The sequence below is a fragment of the Cyanobium sp. NIVA-CYA 375 genome, from assembly GCF_056108345.1.
Map to the genome: position 1 here is coordinate 1 of NZ_JBSYHW010000178.1, position 1,864 is coordinate 1,864.

Annotated in this window: 2 protein-coding genes and 1 pseudogene; all 3 read right to left on the minus strand. The window is 65.5% G+C overall.

Features of this window, described 5'->3' with window-relative positions; translation table 11 throughout:
• A partial coding sequence (locus AC01FP_RS17300) for a UDP binding domain-containing protein (protein WP_474481951.1) occupies positions 1-387 on the minus strand: 387 nt, incomplete at its 3' end.
• A pseudogene (locus AC01FP_RS17305) lies at positions 382-474 on the minus strand (hypothetical protein); the annotation flags it as partial. The gene AC01FP_RS17300 and the pseudogene AC01FP_RS17305, both read right to left, overlap by 6 nt.
• A gap of 164 nt (positions 475-638) precedes the next feature.
• A complete protein-coding gene (locus tag AC01FP_RS17310) occupies positions 639-1,538 on the minus strand; it encodes a DUF2887 domain-containing protein (protein ID WP_474481949.1) in 900 nt (299 codons plus the stop codon).
• Between the last annotated feature and the right edge of the window lie 326 nt (positions 1,539-1,864).

Sequence of the window (1,864 nt, forward strand, 5' to 3'; positions counted from 1 at the left end):
CAGCTTCTGACGCAGGGCGGTGGCCAGCTGATCGAAGTTGGGGGCCATGAACCGCTTCCACTCCGTGCAGATCACCAAGGCATCGGCGCCCTCGACGGCCTCTTCTTTGGTGCTGGCAAGCACCAGCCGCCCATCAGCCAAAGCCTCGGGGTACAGCCGCTGGGCTTCCTCAGCGGCCTTGGGGTCGTAGGCCGCCACCGAGGCGCCATCAGCCCAGAGAGCCTCCAGCAGCTCGCGCGACGGCGCCTCGCGCATGTCGTCGGTGTTGGGCTTGAAGGCCAGGCCCCACACCGCAAAGCGCCTCCCAGCCAGGCCCTTGGCCCCGCCGAAGTGCTGGCTGATCAGGCGGTGCAGGCGTTGCTTCTGGAACTGGTTCACCGCTTCCACGGCTTGCAGCAGCTCGGGTACATAGCTGGCCTGCTGGGCGGTGCGCACCAGGGCTTGCACGTCTTTGGGGAAGCAGGAGCCGCCGTAGCCGCAGTCGGGCCAGCTCGTTCATGAACGAGATGAGTTCGGCAGGGCTCCGCTCGAATCAAGCAGGGGGCTGATGCCTGCCGAGTGGGCCGGTGCAAGAGACGCCAAAAACTTGCCGTACCAGAAGGCGCCTCACGGCCTGCAGCCCTGTCAGCGCTCGGGCCTCAGCCGGCGTGCTCTGCCAACCAGACCGCCAGGTCGGCTGGTCCGCCGAAATCGAGCAACGCCTCGGCCAAGGCCTCCAGCCGCTCCAACGGCAGGGCTTGGATTTCAGCGGTGGTGGCGTCGCTCAAGGGGCCGCAGCGGCGGTTGAGCTGGCGCAAGGTGACGGCAGCAGCCTCAGCCGCACGGCCGCGGGCCTCGCCTTGGGCTTCACCTTCCTGCCGACCCCGATCCAGAAGGTCCTGGGCGGCGCGGGTGTGGAGTAGTTGGTCGGTAGGAATGCCGGCGAACACCATGATTTCCTCGGGGCTAAGTGTGGGAAACCGCTCAAACAGCATAGTGAGAACGGTGGAAAGCAGATCCGGCCGGCGCTCGAGGATCTGTTGCGAGCTGGCCGGCAGTTCGGCCTCTGGTCGCACCGGCAGCGTTAGCAGGGTGAGCAGTGGATCGAGATCAGGCTGCTGGCCCAGCTCCTCCAGGCTGAGCCAGATCACCCCATCCACAAACACCTGCAACTGCTGCGGCAAAAGGGCGGGGCCAAGCTTGAGGCGCCGGTGCGGCACCACCACGACCACGGCCAGATGCTGCACCTGGGGGTTGAGCTGCAGAAAGCGAAAGCTCTGGGCCCCCAGCCGGTGCTTGAACCCCGGCTTGGCGTGCATCTGCACCTCCAGCAGCACCACCGGCTGCTCCGGCGTACCCGTATCCCCAGAGCGGGGCCAGAACGCCCCATCGAGACGATGGTTGGCAGCTTTCAGCTCCGGCGCCTCAAAACGGTAGAGCGCATCGCCAGGCGCATCCGGCCCCAGGGAGGGAGGCTCAGCGGCACCATGCGGCAAGAGCAAGGCGATCAGATCGGGCGCGCTCTGAAACAGCCCGTAGAACCAGTGATCGGTTTTCAAACCCCACCCACTGACACCGGTCAGCCCTCTGCTGGCTGATCAGGCCATGCAGGCGCTGTTTCTGGAACTGGTTCACCGCTTCCACGGCCTGGAGGAACTCGGGCACATACCCAGCCTGCTGGGCAGTGCACCAGGGCCTGCACATCTTTGGGGAAGCAGGAGCCGCCATAACTGCAGCCAGACCCGCTCAGGTCTTTGGCGGTCTTAGCTCCTCAAGCAGCACTGACAGGGCCTCACTCAGTTGGAGCCGGCGGTGACTTTCAGGAAAGTTGTCACTCCTTGGCTGCCATTCAGGCGGCCTTGATTAAGGGTAGCGCCATGAGCGG